Here is a 17,562-nt window from a genome sequence, read left to right as displayed (position 1 = left end):
AATGACCGACCAATACTTTTCGGAATGACTGGCTAAGACTTTCCGGAATCGGTGACCAATACTTTCCGGAATGGGTGGCTAAAACTTTTCGGAATACGCACTTAAACTGTACCAGACCGTGCTTATAATCATATACAACGCCGCTCCAATGGCAATGATCATTAGAGTTGTATCGCTCAGATCGTCGAATAAACCGAATAGGCTTGTCTTTACCATCGTAAAGAATGCCACATTAAACGATCAGCCGATTAGAATAACGTACCAGATTGATTTCAATTTGCTATACATATAGCCGTACAGAAATCCTAACGGGATACCAAGAAGCTGCATGGCAATCCCACCCGGCTGCAATGCCGCAATAATAAGCGCGATGGTAAGCATTGCCCAGAAGTTAGGTACTCTCCTTCGCGCTTCATTAAACATAATGCCTATAAAAAGAACGAGCTCCAGCGCAGTGTTTAGGACAGCGGAAGCGATCAAATAAAAAGCGGGTACATTGCTGTATTGAGCCGTAAAATCCTCCAATTCCGACATACCCTGATGAAGAAGGAACTTCATGACCGAGGTGAACAGTTCCTCTCCTAATGTGCAATCGACTACTCTTAACCTATGTGCAAAATTTTGATAGCATTCCAAATATAAGAGGCTGCGTCACTTAAGGGAAAACGCCAGCTGGAGCGATTGAATTTCTTATAGTGAGAATCCGGTGGCTGTGAGGGATGAGTAAGAGGCGAAAGACTTCTAGTAGTGCTTTACTTATGAGTACAGAGCATGGTGAGATGACCGCCGTTGCTCTGTTTTTATGGTCGAAGTCAACACGGAGTCAACGCTTAGAACGCCGGAACTCCTCGCAGGGGGAACTCTACGGGCAGAATAGTTTCATTCGAAAAGTTGCATAATGGTTATAAAAACATAGAAAGAGGGGCTGGAAATGGATTGGAAAAAGTTTTTTCGATTCGGAAAAAACAAAAGTGATACACTAAACGAAGAATTGGTTTATGAAATGGGATTTAGTCATGATGCAATAGACATTTTTAAACAAGTGTCTAATAACAACTATCAGCGATTAACCATAAAAAACTTGGATGACAAAGGCGAAAAAGATGTTGATGGGATTTCTTTCTCGACTTCAAATGAACAAGCTGAAAAAATAATCATTGAACTTAAATCTAAGCTAAATCCTTTAGGGTGCTTAGTCTTTATTAGTGAACAAGAAAATAATCGTTCTAAGATAGGCGCAATAAAAGGGAACGACCAGTTTGATATTCTAAAAATCCAACAAACGAATGGTGACAATTACGATATAGGAAACGAAGATGTAATTGATACTCTGAAGAAATGGAATAGTCGATACCCCTTTGATATTATCGGGGCTGATTTCGATTGGGTTGAGGCAAATTTTAAGGTTCTTCCATCTGATAAAGAAATAAAATCTTTTGCAAAAGAAATTTATGATTTTTGTCCAGATGTAGTTGAGCAAGGTGCTGGGGATATTGAATCACTAATTGAAGAAATAAAGAATTCAAAAAAACTATATCTTTGGTGGGATTAGGCTGTCATCGGCGGTCTGCTTAAGGTCATTAGATTTCATTAATGAAAAAGCTCATAGGAGAATTGAAAATATAAAGTCACAGATTCAAAGAGCAAGTTTGCTATATAGGTTGAACCAAAGATTACCTGGTGTTGGCACGGTTTAACGTTATGGGATCACCCTATTATGATTATTTTCTTCGCTTTCAAGAAAATAGAGCCCTGCTGTAACGCTAATTTCTCTTCTATGGCCTGAATTAGCTCCATAATCAGGATTTAACGTTACTGCATCATCTTATTTTCCATCAATAACCGAAATCGGCGTGAATAACGTTATGCCGCAGCCTTATTTTGCTCCAGTTCCAAGATGGACTTCATGCACGGTATGTCGGTTCTTAAGTTCAACTTATATAGACACAAAGAATGCCGGAATTCCTCGTGTTTGAGGACTCCGGCCCTTTTGTATTTTTAAGGGGAAGCTCAACCAAATTTTTCCACGCTTAGCGGTTTCCGGTTTTAATAGCCAATCCGCTGAAATTAATGGGACCATCCACGTCTACTCTTGTATTAGCGGCCCCTACATTTTCAGCGAATAGCGTGTAAACATGCTTGCCTGGTTGTACATTACGATCGATTCCTTGAAGCGTAACAAAATAAAATTGCCTGAAGCGAGCGGATTCGATGTCCTGCTGTGTATTGAAAATTTGTTTGCCGTCACGAAAGATCGTTAATGAAAGTCGAGAGAGGCGTCTCACTCCCGTTATACCGACAGTGGAGAGTAATTCGACCCGATTCGGACGAGCATGGGGAGAAATTATTATTTGGATGGTCGCCAGCTTAACTTTCGGTTTCCCCCCAAAAAGAGCCGCAAAAGACCCTCCCAGTTTCCTGTTACGTGGCTGAACAGCGTTGTAATCAATAATATGCCTCATAATCATTACCCCCCATTTCATTCATACACTTATATAATGTTGAATAAAAGGAGTTTGTTTGTGTTCAAGCCTTGGGGTGGTTTTTACTTTCTATCGGGCATGCATGAAAGCCGGTCTCCGATCCCACAATAATTCTGCATTCGATTGTATTCGGATGGAAAGGCGGGATGCGTGCATGAGAAGATGGCTTCTGACTCTGGTGCTCCTTATTCTTAGCGTCAGCTTTACGGTTATGATGGATTTGTTGCTGGGCTTTAAGCTGCAAACATCGACGGATTCGATCCTGAGGCATTTCCTATTTATGTCCAATTCCGAAATGGTCGTTGCCGCGTTGACGATTCTATATGTCGGAACTATGGAAATCATAAAGGGCGTTTACAAAAAATAGACTTCCGGCGAAGCCTGCTTTCCGTCAGGATTGGAATCGTCCGCGCACGAAATCCGCCGCCCAAAGCAGCAACGGCAGGATGATGCCGAATAGCAAAAATACGGACGACAAAGCAAAGTTGCCTTCCTCGATATGCTCCGGAAAATTATTGGCGATAATAATCGAGAGAAATAATAGGATCAGTCCCACCGGATAAACCAACTTCCGATGGTCTTTCAAACGGAATAAATCCGCCGCTCCCAGCACGGCGACATAATAAAAGACGGCAACCTTGAAAAAATCGCCGATAATAAGCGACATGACGACCAATACATCCATTCGTTGAATAAATTCCTTGATATTCACCAGACTGATTGACGTGAGAAGCGGGAAGGTTGCCCGACCTGCAATATCGATGCCCAGCACGGCAATGTTCATCGCCGTACTGAAGCTTAATACGAGAGCGCCGGCGAAGAGCGACGTTACACCCATTCGTATCCCCCTTTTCGGCTGATTTAAGTAGGGGAACAGCATCGTAAAGCAAACCATTTCGCTAAAGGGGAATTCGAGCGTCTGAGTGAGCGTTGTTTTGATAACGGGACGCCACCCGTTCTGCAAAACGGGAAGAAGATGCTTAATATCGATGACTTGGGCTATAATCAGCAGGACGTTGCTGAGCACTCCCAGCACGATCATGACCATAAAGTATATCTGGGCCGTTCTTGCCAGTACTTCAATGCCTTTGTCCAAGACGTAGCCGATCGTCAGAATCATAAAGGCGCTTATGGCGATCATCGGCGTTTGATCCAGTACCGAGCTGACTAACAAATCGGCGCCGTCCCTCATGTCTCTCGCGCCTCCGTAAATGAAAAAAAGGACGTAGAGCAGACCGATCGGCCACCCGATCCATTTACCCCATATTCTTCTGGCATACCCGGTAAGAGGGAGATTCGGGTAGCGGAGGTACAGGGAAGCATATACGCCAAACAACACCAATCCTCCGGCCAGTCCCAAAAGGGTCGTGAGCCAGGCATCTTTCTCCGCCTTCAATCCCAGACTCACAACAAGCGTAGTTCCCATCTCGAACAGGAAGATCAACGCAGCCAACTGCCCCGGGCTCATTTTCGCTCTCTCCATCTTACCTCCCTCGTTTCGCCGCAAGTCGCTTTGCATTCTCTATTTGTTGGACATGCTTGATTTGGTTCGCATACCTGTCCGCATAATTTTCGACTTAACGGTAACTTCTGTTTCGCATGCCGGAAATAGGTCCTCCCAGCTATCCTTCATTTCCTTCCAAGCCCGCGGCCGTTCCCGTTCCACCGCTTCCCCGAATCCAAGAACATCGCTCTTCAGCCGCTGAACCGCTTCTACGGCATCCACCACCACATGCTTCGTTTCTTCCTCCCACTTCCGCTCCAGATTTCGAATTTCGGACGATTTCGTGAGATCGATCGGACAGTCGGCTTCTGCCACTTTACCGGTTTGACGTATCGTAATATGGATAATCGGAAGACCATGCCGAACATCGGTCCTGATCTTCGTCGATGAGTGATAAGTCTCGATGCTGATTTTTCCTTTCGGCTTGCACTTCAGATTGACGATCGTGCTTTTCAGCTTATTGTTAACCCATGTAACCCCGCGCGCATTGTCCCCCTTCAGCCATCCCGTAAGCTTGCCGTCCTTTAAGATGGCCATGCCGGCAATATCCAATTCGGCCGGTGTCGAGGTATGCTGCATATTGGATATTTTCGGACCAGTTTGAGCGTTGCCAACGAGTGTAATCCCGCTGACGGCAAGGCCGCTTGTTTTTCTAAAGATTCCGTGGATGGCATCGATCAGCCGGACTTCGTAGTTTTCCCCTTCGGCCCTCTCCGAGAGCTTGACCTTGCCGAGTATGGCGTTGGCCGGTATTTCGTCGATGAGCGTGAGCGTATTCAAGACCGTTTCCGCGTCGTTGCCTCTGGCGATGTACACTCTTGTCGTCAGACGGGACTCGTGATCGCGTTCCATAAAATCGAATACGTCTTTCACCCCATCCCTCGCGAGGCTCTCGCCCATAATCAAAATCCGCAAATGCTGGAGATTAATCCGGCGCGATCCCTTAAGCGCGACTTTGCGGATCGCTTCGAATATCGTTTGTCCCGTATCGGAATAGACGGCGACCGGTACGGCTCTTCCCGTCGCATTCCGGCCGGCTACTTCTTTCGGGTTAACGATTTGAAAAGTGACGCGGAATCCGTCCTTGTCATCGTCTTTGTCTACTCCCATCGCCATGGCTAGGGACAGCTCGTTCAGCTCTCGGTAATCCCAACAGCCTTCAATGAATATCAGGCCGGAAATCAAGAGAATGAGAATGCCCGATCTAGGACTCATGCCTTTCTCCTTCCGGCACATCGGGGGATTCCCCCGCCTTTTCTTTGAGATCCGGCCGCGTACGGGAGGTTTTGATGGGAGATCGCCAGAACGTATCCTTTTGCCGCCAAGGGTCAAAAGGCGAGAACGGATACAGGTACGGAACGCCAAACGACTTCAGGCTGGTCATGTGAGCCACGAGAAAGATCATGCCCATCATGATACCGTAAAAACCGAATGTGGAAGCCAGAATCATCATGGGAAATCGGATCACCCGAACGGCATTGTTCAATGGCAGGCCCGGAATGGCAAAACTGGCAATTCCCGTCAGGGATACGATAATGACCATCATCGCGGTCACGACGCCCGCTTCGACCGCCGCCGTACCCAATACGATTGCTCCGACAATCGACACGGCCTGTCCGACTGCCCGCGGCATACGAATGCCCGCTTCACGCATGATTTCGAACGAGATCTCCATCAGCATCGCTTCGAAGTAGGCGGGAAAGGGTATTCCTTCGCGCTGAGCCAACAAATTGATGATCAGGCTGGTCGGAATCATCTCGTGATGGAAAGTGGTCACCGCGATATAGCTCGACGGCAGCAGCAATAAAACGAAAAAACTGAAATACCTGACGAATCGCAAAAAGACGGCAAAATAGAAGCGTTGATAATAATCCTCCGTCGTTTTTAAAAATTGCGAGAAGGTGGTCGGCATAATCAAGGTGAACGGCGTGCCGTCGACGATCAGCGCAATCCGTCCCTCCAGCATATTCCCGACCGCCATATCCGGACGCTCCGTATTGAATATCGTTGGGAATGGCGTAAACGTTTGATCTCGGATTAGCTCCTCGAGATACCCCGAGCCTTGGATGGCATCCACTTCGATAGCGGACAGACGCTGCTTAACTTCGCTCACTAGTCGGTCATTCGTAACGCCATTAATGTACATGATCGCGACGTCCGTCTTGGACTCGTTCCCGATTGTCATCGTTTCAAGCCGCAAATTCGGATTCTTCAATCTCCTTCTGACCAATGCAATATTCGTATCGATCGACTCGATGAAGCTGTCTTTCGGGCCCCGTACGGTAAGTTCGGTCGTGGGCTCCGAGATCGATCTCCATTCCCCGTCGCGTATGTCCGCGATTACCGCGCCGCTGCGGCCATCCATCAGGATAACGATATGGCCGGACAACAAGGAGTGAATCATGCCGTCCCAATCGTTCAGAACCTTGAGATTTCCCAAGGTCGAAGAAGCCTTAGCCAGAATGGTCTCGAAAATGCGATCGTTATCGTTCGAGTCCGGGTTATCTTCACCCAACGATTGGGACAAAAATCGGTTCACGTACAGCTTGCTTGATAACCCTTCTATATAAATAACCGCAACCCGGACACCTGGAACGGCTCCTATTTGAACAGGGCGGACGATGACGTCCGGACTGTTGCCGAGCGATTGTCTTATCGCGCTTAGCGTATCGTCCAAATTCCGTCCAAGAATCCGTTCAGCTTCTTGCGATGCCGTCCCGCCGGTATTTTCTTTGTTGTTCCGGGGTTGATCGGTTTGTTTAAAAACCACGATGCCCCCCCCCCAATTCATTTCATGTATTTCCAGTATTTGCGTGTTGCGTGAAGCCTATTCAGATTCTGAGGACTCTGAATCTCAAGGCTTACCGATCTTCATTCGTTATACGGCATTCCAACATTCGATAGATCCTCCCTTTCGTTAAGGTGGATAATGCGTAAACAACCCATTCCGAAATGCTCTCTTCTCCGCCGAGTAAAAATAAATTCGCTGTGCCGCGTCTCATAATCTCCGATTTTGTCGCATAAGGTATATACCCGGTTCGGGTCACAAACAGAACGGGGTACTTCGATAATGCCATTATTTCTGTAACAATCTCCGGTAATCGCTCGACAGGGGCGATCAGCATATTCAATTCGAAAGGAGCATGGATTCTCGCGTAATCGGCAGCTTCCGCAAAAATATTGGCGTGCACCCTCATCACCTCGATACAATATACGGCGGACCCCAATATATAATTTTAGATAAATGAGGTTATGGATAAGGGGGAGGCGTAATGATCACCAATGACGAAATACGAATGATTCAGATATTGACGGAAGTCATTTTTCCTGGCGCTGCCAAGGCAAAGGTGCATGAGTTTATTTGGCGGGATATGAAGAGCAATCGTTGTTTCATTGCAGTCTATCGCAAAGGGTTGAACCAACTAAGCGAAGGAGCCATGCACGTCCATCATAAGCCATTGCTTGAGCTTAACGGGGATCAACTGGCCGACTTGCTCCTGTCGTATGAAAAAAGCGATTTTTTTCAGCTTTTACGGGATCATACGTTGGAGGGAATGTTCAGCGACCCGTTATACGGCGGCAATTATAAGGCGTTCGGATGGCGCATGCTGGGTTATGCCGGTCCGACCTTTCATCCTCCGGAAACCCTTAATGAAGTCGAGCTTCCGACGGTGTACTATTCGCTCGAAGGAATAGCGTATGAAGAAACCTGATTATGACGTAATCATTGTCGGAGCGGGCGCGGCAGGCGGTATTCTCGGCAGGGAGTTAAGCGATTCGGGATTATCGGTTTGCGTGCTGGAACGAGGTCCGATGCTGGCAACAAAAGAGGTATCGATGGATGAGCTTCGCTTCCCGATTCGCCAGAATCTTCTGTGGGCTACGCCGAAAAACGGGGGCATGACGTGGAGGCCTCATTCGCGCGCGTCAACGCAAAAAGCATTCCCCCGAATCCCCCAACTGCTTGACGGGTGGGGGCCCGGCGGGAGCATGAACCATTGGGGAGGAGCAAGCTGGCGCTTCGAGCCGACCGTCTTCAAAGCGCTGGATGTCTGGGGTCAAATCCCGGATGGAGCCATTGCCAATTGGCCGCTTACTTATGAAGATTTGGAGCCTTATTACACGAAGTTCGAATACAGGCTGGGCGTCTCCGGTGATGCCTCCCAAATGATGTACGGACCTCCAAGGTCGAAGCCGTATCCATTGCCGCCCCTGGAGCAAGGATATGCAACAAATCACTTTGCGCAGGCGAGCAGGGAACTAGGCTATCGACCGTTTCCAATGCCGGCGGGCATTATCTCCCGCGATTATCAGGGGAGGAAACGAACGGGATACTGCGGCTTCTGCATGGGCTATGAATGTACGGTGGATGCAAAATCAAATACAAGAGTGACGGAACTGAAGGAAGCGCTGAAAAATCCGAATTTTACGTTGCTTACGGACCGGTATGTATACAAGATTACGATGAGTTCTCAGCGGCATGCAGACGGAGTGGTCTGTATGGATTCGAACGGAACGGTCTACGAGCTCACTTCAAGCATTGTGATTGTTGCGGCCAATACATTGTATAATGTCTGGCTGCTACTCTTGTCAAGAAATCAATACGCTCCGAATGGTATTGGAAATCAGCATGGTCAGGTGGGGAAATATTTTCATCAACATGCGTATTGCGGAGTGGCCGGTTTGTTTGACGAACGTATGGATGTCCATATCGGGCCTTCCGAGCCGCTTATGGCCATTACGAATTATACGGAAGATCGTTTTGACCATACGGGACTGGGGTTCGTCATGGGAGGCTTCATATTCGGAGCGCACGCTGTGGGAGCTGCCGGACAGCCGCTTGAATTCGTGAAGAATATCCCTCTCCCCGAAGGCGTTCCAGCTTGGGGTCCTATATTTAAGGAGTTCGTCGTTGAGACCTTCAGTCGTTATTATTTGGTTCTGTCGCTGCTGACAGATCCTCCGATGCGTTCGAGCTTCATCGATCTCGACCCCCAAGCGACCAACCGGCTCGGGTTGCCTCTCCCGCGGGTCACCTTTGATTGGAGCCCGCAGAAGAAAGCGATGCATCGGTTTTTTTATTCGAAGATGACCGAGATCTTGCAAGCGGCCCGGGCGCAAAAAATATGGGGAGGCGACGACGTTCAATCGCCATGGGAACTGTCGCATCCAAGCGGCGGAACGAGAATGGGTGAAGATGAGAGGGTATCGGTAACCGACAGGTACGGCAAGGTTCATGGCGTCCGCAATTTGTTCGTTGCCGGCAATTCCCTATTCCCGACGATGTCCGCCTTTAATCCAACAGAGACGATTGGGGCTCTTGCCTATTGGCAGGCGGATTATATTAAGCAAGCGGTATCAAAGGGGGATTTGATATAAAGGCTGAAGCCAGCGCCGCTTGCACGCTCACGAAGAGGGTGGCGATATCTGTTCCGCCTTCAATAGATCGAGGTCCGACTGCAGCGAATCCATCGTCAGCTGCCGGATATAATCCAATGTTTCGTTCGGGTCGCGATCGCTGTCCAACGCGCTGCCGACGAACTGCGCCCAGATTTTCTTGGCTTTGTCGTCTAGCGGCGTGGGGGTGAACGGCGGCATGTGCCGCACCAAATCGGCATAGAGCGTTTGCGTCTGCTGCCCGCCGTAATAAGGATCCCCGGGGGCCGTTGTCGTTCCTTTCAGCGCGCTGTTGCCGGCAACGTCCGCAATATGTTTGGCCAACGTGTTTACGACCGCCCACGCCCCCGGTTTGTTGCGGGAAGAAGCCGAGATCGCGGTTCCCGAGCTGCCGGCCCAACCGTACAATCCTAGAGGGAGCCGCATCATGCGCCAAAGCCCGCTTGTATCCGGCGCTACCGTTTTCAAATTATTGCCGTACCACCATCCGTTGAAGAACATCGCCGTCTTGCCGTCATTCAGCGCAGCCCGTCCGGCTTCGCTATAGGGGTCAAGACCGGACGCAAGCCCATTCTTGCGAATATTCCGGGCTAAATCGATTGCGGCGGCGAAAGAGGACGTATCGCGGGCATAGTCAAGGCTGCGATCGAAAAATCCCGAGGCATATTCCGTCATCCAGATGGGGTCCCAATCCGAGGAGGCGATCCAGGAGCCTTGTTGCTTCAGCTTTAGCGCCGCCCTCAACCAGTTGTTCGGATCCTCCATGAATCTGCCGAGCTCTTCCGGATCGGCCGGCAACCCCGCCTTTAGGAACAAATCGCGCCGGTAATACGCGACGCCCGGACCGACGTCCAGCGGCAAGGCAAATAGGCGGTTGTCCGTCAGAGAACGGAATGGCGAGATCGTCGAAGCGGTGAATCGTCTGGCCAACGGCTCTCCGTTGTAAGGCGCGGCCGACAAATCTTCGAATATATTCAAGCTGACCAGTTTGCCGAGCATATTGTTATCCACGAGCAGAACATCCGGCGCGTTGCCATGATCGATTGCGGTTAAATAGTTTTCCTCATAGTTATCCCAGGGCACGGTGATCACTTCAACCTTAAGATCCGGATATTCGGCTTGGATAACCGGGACGATCCATTCGGCTCCGGCATAATAGCTCCAAACCGATACTTTCCCGGTCGGGTGCCGGATGTCGTCCCCGCTTGGGCCGACCTCTTCTCGCGCAGCCGCGGCCATACCCGGAATCGGAGTCTGAACAGGATCGTACTCGATGCCGGCCGAGCAGCCTGTCAACAATGCGATCATCAGGCAAACGGACAGCCATACACTTCTCGTCATCTACGTCTCACCTTCCCGGTTCGATAATGGGCATGCCTGCCAAGCAGGCTTCGAATGCCGCCGCGGGCATCGGCCTCCCGAACAAATAACCCTGGAACTCGTCGCAGCCGTAACGGCGCAGCAATCCTTCTTCCGCCGTCGTCTCGACGCCTTCAGCCACGACCTTCAGGTTCATGCTATGGGCAAGCTGGATGACGGCCTTCACGATCGAATCGTTGCTGCTATCGGAATCCATGCCCTGAATGAAGGACTTGTCTATCTTGACCGCTTGAACGGGGAATCTCTTCAACTGGCTTAACGAAGAGTAACCGGTGCCGAAATCGTCAATCGAAATATACACTCCCAGTTCTCTCAAGTGCTGAAGCACTCCGACCACGTAGTCCTCATTCTTAAGGAGATAACCCTCTGTAATCTCGAGCTCCAAATACCGCGAGGGCATGCCGGTCTCGGCCAGGATGTCGCAGATCGTCTCGACCAGGCGGGGATTGTGGAATTGTCTGGCCGATAGGTTGACCGCGATCCGGAGCGGGGAATGCCCGGCCTTGTGCCACTTTACGTTCTGTTCGCAAGCCGTTCGCAAGATCCAATCGCCCAGCGGGATAATCAGTCCCGTCTCTTCCGCGACCGGGATAAATTCGCTAGGCGGGATGAAGCCGCGCTCGGGATGGCGCCAGCGGACAAGCGCCTCCATGCCGGCGATGACTCCGGTGACGCTGTCTATCTTCATCTGATAATAAAGCTCGAATTTATTGTCGATCAGCGCTTGATGCAAGTTGTTCTCAAGCCACATGGATTTCGAGATTCTGCCGTTTAAGGCCTCCGAATAGACGATGAATCCTTTGCCGCCGTTTTCTTTGGCCGCATACATGGCTGAATCCGCGTTCTTCATGAGAGTATCGATGTCGCGGCCATGATGAGGCGAAGTGGCCATCCCGATGCTCGGGGTCACGTACAACGAGTGGCCGTGCAGCAAGAACGGACTGCCGAACTGCTCGATAATCCGCGCGGATGTTCGCACGGCGTCATCCGGGTCGGCGTGGTTCAAGAGAATGACGAATTCATCGCCGCTGATACGGGCAATGAAGGTATGGTCGGACTGTTCTCTCGATAGCCGTTCGGATACGAGGCACAACAAATCGTCTCCGACGATATGGCCAAGCGTGTCGTTGACGTGCTTGAATCGATCCAAATCGATGAACAATACGGATAAGCAAGCGCTCCATCCGGACGAAGCGGCGGCTTCGAGCTCCTTCGTCAAGCGTTCTTTCATGCTCAATCGGTTGGGCAGTCCGGTCAAATGATCGTAATAAGCCAATTGGAACAGCCGTTTCTCCGACAGCGCGAGCTGCTCCTTTTGCAGATTCAACTGGTTGTTCGCGCTCTTGGTCTGACGGAAGATCGCGGCGAGATTATCGGCAACGGATCGGAAGTTTTCCGTGAGCATGCGGATTTCGCTGATGTCGCTTGTGGGCCAATCCAACGATCCGTCGAGCGAGACTTTATCCGGGATGCCGGTTGTCGCTTCCGCAAGCCTGGTCAGCGAACGGAAGAACAATCGATTGAGCAGCAGGGTCAGCATCATCGTAACCGCGACGAACAAGAGCAGCAACCGGATGTAAGAAATAAACGATTTGACGGGTTCCTCCATATAGGGGGAGAACGGCATAAGGAACACCGCCCTATTGCCGTTGCCGACGGATGATTCGCGCACGAGATAGGCATAACGCCACATTTCGCTACTATACGGATATCGGGCTTCAGGCAACCATAGCGAATCGGTAGAGTTCCGAACCTGCACCTTTCCCCCGATTCTCCAATCAAACGTTTCTCCGATCAAAGGCGCATCCGTCCCGACGACGCTGACCGCACGGCCCTCCGAATCGAGCAGGACCAGTTTTGTAGGGGGCATGCTTTCGGCATTGATTCGCATATCGTTTTGCAATTTACGAAGTTGAAGAGCCCCCATTAGCCGCAGGGAGCGATAATTCGTTTCCGTCCACGCCGTAAGGTCGCGATTCACGATGCTTGCTTGCGTATCCAAATTGTTCCTTGCCCGATCCATTACCGCGTCCTTTGCTTGATACCCGTTAATAAGGATAAAAATAAAAAACGGCACGGTAGTTGCCACTAACGTCAAATGCAGTACAATCCGGTTAAATGCATAACCGGACCTTGCCCGACCTGGCGCAAGCCAGCGGCGAATAGGCGAGTACGACAGGATCATGTCGGCGGCGAGCGCCGAAATAAGGGAATTCAGAGCGCCGTTCAAGCCGAACAGATAGCCAAGACCATCCTGGTAATCCGTTTCATGGACATAGAGAAGATAGTCTAACGGCAATCCGGCCAACAACCAGTAGAAGCAGGCGATCAAAATCAATTTGTCGGGAAACTTCCGGAGCAGGAGGCCGGTTACGGCAATGAATGCAAGCTGCGGCAGGGTTTGAATCCACGTCGTCTCACCAAGCAAAGCCAAGGATCCATAGATGCAAACGGCCGCGGGCAGGCCCCATGCCAACCCATATATAAGCAGGACGACAAGCAAAAAAACGGAACCAAAGCCTATCTGATACCCGTAAAACCAAGGAACGGCGTTATATTCGGATACGAACGATAGAAGAACCAACAGCAAATATCCGCCGATCATAAGCAGCCTAGGCCGCCATAGCGGTAAAATAGAACGCGGACGCATTGCAGGCCCCCTGTGGCGTGGTGGATCGGCCATGTTGATATGACGACAACGGTATATTTGTCCGCGATAGCGTTTTCTTATATTTAGGAAATAATTCGGTAAATAACGACAAATTCCTTCAGTCCGCAAAAAAAAGCCGCTACGATTCCTTTGCAGCGAAATCGGGACGGGCGGTTTTCAGGTCGAGGGGTCGACGTCTAGAGGATATGTGGATAGCGCAGCCACGATCGAAGCGTTTCGGATACAACGCGGCTTGACCCAACATCCCATTTGGTCCCGGTATTTAGATGAGCTGGATCATGTGCAAATTAGCGGCTTCTTATATAGGCGTGGAGAAATTGAAGACAACTGGAAAAAGAGATTGACCTTCCGGTTACCGGAACCTTTATACTAGAGAAAAGGACGTCCTTGAATACACTCCGAGGAGACACGAACGGCATGATGACGATCAGCCAGTTCAGCGACCGAACAGGGCTTCGCCCCAAGCTTTTACGTTATTACGAAGAGACGGGTTTAATTGTTCCTGCGGTGCGTTTGGAGAATGGGTACCGGCAGTACACAGAGTCACAGGTGGAGTCTGCCCAGCTTGTGAATAGCTTGCGACAGGCTGATGTTAGCATTGCGGGTATTCGTGAGTTTCTTGTGGCTCCGACCAATCGAAGGGAGCAACTCCTAGAGGCGTGGCGTAACATGGCTTCGGCGAAATTACTCTCCGTCCAGGTGGCGAACCAGTTCCTTCAGGGCTTTGATTCCCGGACGAAACGGATGCATCTGGTTCATTGGGAGAGTCCAAAGACGTTAGTCTGGTTTCTACTGGACACCAATTCTCCTACTGAGGGCTTGCAGACGACTGTCAAAAAGATTTATAAGGAACGGATCAATCCAAAACAAACATGTGAGCGATCGGGGTATGTTCGTTATATACTCAATGAAAGGCATGGTGAGACTGGCGTCATAAATACTGAAGTCGGTTTCCTTGTGACGGGTATGAGCCAAGCTCCGGATGGAGCGCGGTTGGAGACGGTCCCGCAAACTCTCTTCGCTACAATGGTCTGCGCGTGGGACATGCCCTTTTCATGCAAGCCTATTCTCGCGATGATCCGTCGGTTCGGGTTTCAGCAGGTAGGTGAACCGATGCGGAAGGTAACATTTTCAACAGAGGATAGCTACTCACTGATGGTTCCCGTTATGAGGCATTGATATTGTTTAAATAGGAGAGTTCGCATAATGGCAGAAACTCGACCCAAGCTAAACATTACATCACTTCATTCCTTATATGTCCCTGTATCCAATGCACGTAGTACCGCAAACTGGTATATGCGTCATTTCGGGATGGAGGAGGTTGCGAGCAGTAATGAACAAGTTACGATCCGATTGGCGGTAGGTGCATCATTGGTGCTTAAGCAATCAGAGCGACTGAACTTGTATCAATGCAATCCGTTCCATTTCAAATGCAATGATGCTCGTAAAGCTCACGCTTCCCTAGACAAGCTGGAAGTCCGTGCATCCGAACCAGTAAACTGGCACCATTATGTTGATTTCAACTTTAAGGATCCGGACGGTAATCCCGTAAGCGTTATTAGCGAACCGTCCTGGGCGCTTCATCCCAACAACTTTTTTCGGATGGACGGAATTTTCATTGGAGCAAGCGATTTTGAGTCTTCTCTAGCCTGGTATCTGAACGTCCTGGGCGTGGAAATCGAATACGATTTTACCGTCGAAACCTCCTCTTCTCCTGAAGCGCGGATGTGCTGCCTTCGTGGAGTACCGATTACCGTGTTTGATTCGCCGCTATCGTTCATCCAAGGAAGGTTTTGCGAGTTTCGGACGAACGATGCGAAAGCTGATCACGTTTACTTACGGAGGAACGGTATCGCCGTGACCGATTTGATCGCAGAGAATGATACTCTCATCTTCGCCTTCTATGATCCCGAGGGTCGAGAATTTGGAATGATTCAATTATCCTAAAAAACTAGAAGAGGTGCACACAGTGAATCCTGTCGTATTATTCGAATTGAGCAGCCAAGATCCTGATCGCCAAGCACAATTTTTCTCGACTGTCTTCGGTTGGGAGGTTTCGGAACCCAATTGGGGTTACCGAACTGCCAAGACTGGAGCAGGGGAGAGCCAAGGAATTGATGGGGGAATTGCCCAAGGACCTTCCGAATTTCCTCAAGGCACACGTGTTCAAATTCAAGTTGAAAATATCGACGTTTCTATTGCCAAGGCTTTAGAGAACGGCGCCACTGTATCGCAAGACAAAATGGACTTAGGTGACTGTTACCTTGCCTATGTTGTCGATCCAGTTGGTGTGCAATTGGGCCTTATTCAGTACAAGTAACCAAACAAATACATGGAAATAATCCTCCAGTTGGAGTAATGCTTGGAGTTTCGACGGCCCCCATCATGCATGATGGGGGCTGTTTGACGCTTACTTACATAGTTCACGCTCCCGAACTCGAAATACATGATCAGATATTATAATCAGCTCATGAAAAAGCGATCTTCTACAGTTTGTCCAATCGTATATGCGCTCGACATATGGGGCGATCCATGGAGCCTAATCATACTTCGTGACGTCCTTATCCATAACAAACGGTATTACCGCGAGTTTCTTGCTTCACGCGAGCGCATTTCAACCAATATTTTGAGCGTACGGCTTCAATCGCTTACTGAAGCAGGCCTGCTCATCAAGATAGAAGGCAATTCAAACCGAGCGCAAACGATGTACCGACCCACACAAAAGGCACTTGATCTGTTTCCCGTCGTATTTGCCATTATGCACTGGGGCCTTAAATACAACCCCAATACCGATATGAGTATTCCGATCATGCAGAAACTAACAACAAACGAAAAAGGGCTGGAGCAGGATCTTTTGCGGAATTTCGACGATATTACTTCATAACAAAATCACATCGCAGTTCCTGAAGCGGAATGAATAAACAAGAGGCATCCTATGATGAGGATGCCTTTTTCGAACTGATGATTGTTATTGCCACTAGCTTAGGCGCCGCGGAACATTCCGTCCGCGTAATGCCGGGAGTCGATTGTGCTTCGTCTATCTTTCCCAAACCTCCAGCGGACCTAGGATTTCTATGCCTAGCTTCATGCAGGCTTCCATATGGGAATCCAAGATATTGAGGATCCCGTTTCCGATTCATTCAACCGGCAGAGGGGATTGTTTATTATTGGCTGAGTTCAGCGTGAATGTTGCTTAGAAACAACGTAGTTGGAATATTTAACTGTAAAATGTGCATGAAAAAAGATACATGGTAAGGCCTTTGCACGAATTATATGCAAAAGGTGCACATAATTTTGCGGATTTCAACTGATGCAGGATGAATCTGGTGAAATTAATGTATGTATTACATCTATTTCACCAGATATCTGATATTTAGCCGAAATAACTGCATGTTTTACAGTTCATTTGTCTGTCATTAAGTCACAACAGAGTGGAACTCAGCCTTATTATTTGACTTCGTCTTGATAGGTTAGCGACACCGATGTCAAATTAGGATCGTCCGTAACGACGCTGAGCGTCACAAGCAGCTGCTTGCCGTCGCGGACGCCGGTCCCCGAATAGGAATCGTCGATCAATATTTCCTGCATATCCGTATAACCTGCCGACTTGTAATAGTCTTTGTAAACCTTAAGCACCTCTTTGAAGCTTTTCTTCACATCGTAAGATACCGTCATGCTGCTGTCCGATGACAAGGCAACCTGGGAGAACGAACCTTCAATGATCGGAATTTCCTTCGGAAACCCTTCCGGCAGCGCATCCTCCGCTGAAAGCGAGATATTGCCTCCATCCTCACTCACTTTGTACTCGATCGTGCTTTGATCGCCTTCGCTACTGTTGTTGCTGCCGTTTCCGCAGCCGGCCAGACTGATACACCCTAAGATCACCAGGATAACCGCAAGGCTCTGTTTTTTTAACAAATTGCTCACTCCACTCTTTCGAACTTTCGATGAACAAATATTTTACTTAATCTTTTGCTGTTCTTCTTCCGTGATGAAGTAAGCATGGATGTCATAATGCGGTACTTCAAATGTAAGCGTCAAATAGCCCCCACCTATTAAATAGATGAGGGCTAAGTTATGCTGATCTATGATTTAAATATACGGCAGGTCAACGGCAATGACGACGA

At 49.2% G+C, this 17,562-nt stretch carries 16 protein-coding genes; 8 read left to right on the top strand and 8 right to left on the bottom strand.

All coding sequences use genetic code 11. From position 1 onward, the window contains the following. Positions 1 to 240: 240 nt before the first annotated feature. The gene (locus tag ACFPPD_RS00975; RefSeq protein WP_209751652.1) at positions 241 to 525 is read right to left on the bottom strand and encodes a CPBP family glutamic-type intramembrane protease; all 285 of its coding nucleotides are present in this window, start codon (positions 523 to 525) and stop codon (positions 241 to 243) included. Between the two features lie 406 nt (positions 526 to 931). Here ACFPPD_RS00975 and ACFPPD_RS00970 point away from each other — a divergent pair, with 406 nt between their 5' ends. Then, entirely contained in the window at positions 932 to 1,552 is a 621-nt protein-coding gene (locus ACFPPD_RS00970) for a DUF4253 domain-containing protein (RefSeq protein ID WP_209751650.1), read from the top strand. Positions 1,553 to 2,030: 478 nt separating this feature from the next. On the opposite strand, the gene ACFPPD_RS00965 is transcribed toward ACFPPD_RS00970, so the two are convergent. Beyond that, complete coding sequence (locus ACFPPD_RS00965) at positions 2,031 to 2,462, bottom strand: exosporium protein C (RefSeq protein ID WP_209751648.1); 432 nt, start codon at positions 2,460 to 2,462, stop codon at positions 2,031 to 2,033. A 175-nt stretch (positions 2,463 to 2,637) separates the two neighbouring features. On the opposite strand from ACFPPD_RS00965, the gene ACFPPD_RS00960 reads away from it, so the two are divergent. Beyond that, positions 2,638 to 2,850, top strand: a complete 213-nt coding sequence (locus tag ACFPPD_RS00960) for a YczF family membrane protein (protein ID WP_209751646.1) — start codon at positions 2,638 to 2,640, stop codon at positions 2,848 to 2,850. 24 nt (positions 2,851 to 2,874) lie between these two features. Here the strand turns inward: ACFPPD_RS00960 and ACFPPD_RS00955 are convergent, their stop codons facing one another. The 3 genes from ACFPPD_RS00955 to ACFPPD_RS00945 are packed head-to-tail and all read right to left on the bottom strand — an operon-like array spanning position 2,875 to position 6,757. Then, positions 2,875 to 3,966, bottom strand: coding sequence for a GerAB/ArcD/ProY family transporter (locus ACFPPD_RS00955; protein ID WP_209751644.1), 1,092 nt, complete (start codon positions 3,964 to 3,966; stop codon positions 2,875 to 2,877). A 39-nt stretch (positions 3,967 to 4,005) separates the two neighbouring features. Next, positions 4,006 to 5,202 (bottom strand): Ger(x)C family spore germination protein, encoded by a 1,197-nt coding sequence (locus ACFPPD_RS00950; protein ID WP_209751642.1) that lies wholly within the window; start codon positions 5,200 to 5,202, stop codon positions 4,006 to 4,008. Continuing rightward, positions 5,192 to 6,757, bottom strand: coding sequence for a spore germination protein (locus ACFPPD_RS00945; protein ID WP_209751640.1), 1,566 nt, complete (start codon positions 6,755 to 6,757; stop codon positions 5,192 to 5,194). Before ACFPPD_RS00945 ends, ACFPPD_RS00950 begins: the two co-directional genes overlap by 11 nt. A 502-nt stretch (positions 6,758 to 7,259) precedes the next feature. On the opposite strand from ACFPPD_RS00945, the gene ACFPPD_RS00940 reads away from it, so the two are divergent. Both ACFPPD_RS00940 and ACFPPD_RS00935 read left to right on the top strand, forming a co-directional pair. After that, complete coding sequence (locus ACFPPD_RS00940) at positions 7,260 to 7,700, top strand: gluconate 2-dehydrogenase subunit 3 family protein (RefSeq protein WP_209751638.1); 441 nt, start codon at positions 7,260 to 7,262, stop codon at positions 7,698 to 7,700. Continuing rightward, positions 7,687 to 9,366 (top strand): GMC family oxidoreductase, encoded by a 1,680-nt coding sequence (locus ACFPPD_RS00935; RefSeq protein ID WP_209751636.1) that lies wholly within the window; start codon positions 7,687 to 7,689, stop codon positions 9,364 to 9,366. Before ACFPPD_RS00940 ends, ACFPPD_RS00935 begins: the two co-directional genes overlap by 14 nt. A 27-nt stretch (positions 9,367 to 9,393) precedes the next feature. On the opposite strand, the gene ACFPPD_RS00930 is transcribed toward ACFPPD_RS00935, so the two are convergent. Together ACFPPD_RS00930 and ACFPPD_RS00925 are read right to left on the bottom strand one after the other, a co-directional pair. After that, positions 9,394 to 10,725: an ABC transporter substrate-binding protein gene (locus tag ACFPPD_RS00930; protein ID WP_209751634.1), complete on the bottom strand. Its 1,332-nt coding sequence runs from the start codon at positions 10,723 to 10,725 to the stop codon at positions 9,394 to 9,396. A 7-nt stretch (positions 10,726 to 10,732) separates the two neighbouring features. Beyond that, positions 10,733 to 13,414, bottom strand: a complete 2,682-nt coding sequence (locus ACFPPD_RS00925; RefSeq protein ID WP_209751632.1) for a putative bifunctional diguanylate cyclase/phosphodiesterase — start codon at positions 13,412 to 13,414, stop codon at positions 10,733 to 10,735. A 438-nt stretch (positions 13,415 to 13,852) separates the two neighbouring features. Between ACFPPD_RS00925 and ACFPPD_RS00920 the strand changes: the two genes are divergently transcribed. The 4 genes from ACFPPD_RS00920 to ACFPPD_RS00905 all read left to right on the top strand — a co-directional run bounded on the left by ACFPPD_RS00920 (position 13,853) and on the right by ACFPPD_RS00905 (position 16,319). Further along, entirely contained in the window at positions 13,853 to 14,614 is a 762-nt protein-coding gene (locus ACFPPD_RS00920) for a helix-turn-helix domain-containing protein (RefSeq protein WP_209751630.1), read from the top strand. Between the two features lie 27 nt (positions 14,615 to 14,641). Beyond that, positions 14,642 to 15,382 (top strand): VOC family protein, encoded by a 741-nt coding sequence (locus ACFPPD_RS00915; protein WP_209751628.1) that lies wholly within the window; start codon positions 14,642 to 14,644, stop codon positions 15,380 to 15,382. A 22-nt stretch (positions 15,383 to 15,404) separates the two neighbouring features. Beyond that, the gene (locus ACFPPD_RS00910; RefSeq protein ID WP_209751626.1) at positions 15,405 to 15,755 is read left to right on the top strand and encodes a VOC family protein; all 351 of its coding nucleotides are present in this window, start codon (positions 15,405 to 15,407) and stop codon (positions 15,753 to 15,755) included. 150 nt (positions 15,756 to 15,905) lie between these two features. Continuing rightward, entirely contained in the window at positions 15,906 to 16,319 is a 414-nt protein-coding gene (locus ACFPPD_RS00905; RefSeq protein ID WP_209751624.1) for a winged helix-turn-helix transcriptional regulator, read from the top strand. Between the two features lie 563 nt (positions 16,320 to 16,882). Here ACFPPD_RS00905 and ACFPPD_RS00900 read toward each other — a convergent pair. Continuing rightward, positions 16,883 to 17,353 (bottom strand): hypothetical protein, encoded by a 471-nt coding sequence (locus tag ACFPPD_RS00900; RefSeq protein WP_209751617.1) that lies wholly within the window; start codon positions 17,351 to 17,353, stop codon positions 16,883 to 16,885. Positions 17,354 to 17,562: the final 209 nt, after the last annotated feature.

The organism is Cohnella suwonensis (assembly GCF_042655365.1).
In the GTDB taxonomy this organism is placed as follows: domain Bacteria; phylum Bacillota; class Bacilli; order Paenibacillales; family Paenibacillaceae; genus Cohnella; species Cohnella suwonensis.
The sequence above is the reverse complement of the archived record's forward strand: the minus strand, read 5'-3'. Positions and strand labels throughout refer to the sequence as shown.

Bases quoted from the DNA above. Each gene is read 5' to 3' on its own strand.
- ACFPPD_RS00970 (WP_209751650.1), top strand. From the start codon at position 932: ATGGATTGGAAAAAGTTTTTTCGATTCGGAAAAAACAAAAGTGATACA.
- ACFPPD_RS00965 (WP_209751648.1), bottom strand. From the start codon at position 2,462: ATGAGGCATATTATTGATTACAACGCTGTTCAGCCACGTAACAGGAAA.
- ACFPPD_RS00960 (WP_209751646.1), top strand. From the start codon at position 2,638: ATGAGAAGATGGCTTCTGACTCTGGTGCTCCTTATTCTTAGCGTCAGC.
- ACFPPD_RS00955 (WP_209751644.1), bottom strand. From the start codon at position 3,966: ATGGAGAGAGCGAAAATGAGCCCGGGGCAGTTGGCTGCGTTGATCTTC.
- ACFPPD_RS00950 (WP_209751642.1), bottom strand. From the start codon at position 5,202: ATGAGTCCTAGATCGGGCATTCTCATTCTCTTGATTTCCGGCCTGATA.
- ACFPPD_RS00940 (WP_209751638.1), top strand. From the start codon at position 7,260: ATGATCACCAATGACGAAATACGAATGATTCAGATATTGACGGAAGTC.
- ACFPPD_RS00935 (WP_209751636.1), top strand. From the start codon at position 7,687: ATGAAGAAACCTGATTATGACGTAATCATTGTCGGAGCGGGCGCGGCA.
- ACFPPD_RS00930 (WP_209751634.1), bottom strand. From the start codon at position 10,725: ATGACGAGAAGTGTATGGCTGTCCGTTTGCCTGATGATCGCATTGTTG.
- ACFPPD_RS00925 (WP_209751632.1), bottom strand. From the start codon at position 13,414: ATGCGTCCGCGTTCTATTTTACCGCTATGGCGGCCTAGGCTGCTTATG.
- ACFPPD_RS00920 (WP_209751630.1), top strand. From the start codon at position 13,853: ATGATGACGATCAGCCAGTTCAGCGACCGAACAGGGCTTCGCCCCAAG.
- ACFPPD_RS00915 (WP_209751628.1), top strand. From the start codon at position 14,642: ATGGCAGAAACTCGACCCAAGCTAAACATTACATCACTTCATTCCTTA.
- ACFPPD_RS00905 (WP_209751624.1), top strand. From the start codon at position 15,906: ATGAAAAAGCGATCTTCTACAGTTTGTCCAATCGTATATGCGCTCGAC.